Raw genomic sequence first — 373 nt, 5'->3', positions numbered from 1 at the left:
TTATAAATAAAGTAAATAAACTTCAATGATGTTTTCTTTGCTGCCTATAATGCCTTCATCCAAGATAAGTTGGCTTGATGTCAATATGCTCAACAACAAAGGTGAAATATGAATTTCGAATACTCGCAGAAGGTACTAGATCTGACTCAGGAAGTGGCAAGTTTTCTGGAAAAATATTTGTACCCAATTGAGCAAGAGATAAAAGAGACTATCGAAAATGCCGAAGATAGGTGGCAGATTCCTCAGCAAATTGAAGACTTAAAAGCGCTCGCAAAAGAGCAGGGCTTATGGAATTTGTTTTTGCCTGATAGTGATTATGGCTACGGTTTAAGCAACCTGGAATATGCGCCTCTGGCTGAAGTCATGGGGCGGA

General features: G+C 39.1%; 1 pseudogene. It reads left to right on the top strand.

The features are described 5' to 3' along the window. Nucleotides 1–108: 108 nt before the first annotated feature. Nucleotides 109–373, top strand: a pseudogene (locus A3761_RS01120) (acyl-CoA dehydrogenase family protein); the annotation flags it as partial.

The sequence above is a fragment of the Oleiphilus sp. HI0123 genome (genome assembly GCF_001635315.1).
Note: the sequence above shows the minus strand (reverse complement) of the source record. Positions and strands in the feature narration are given on the sequence as shown.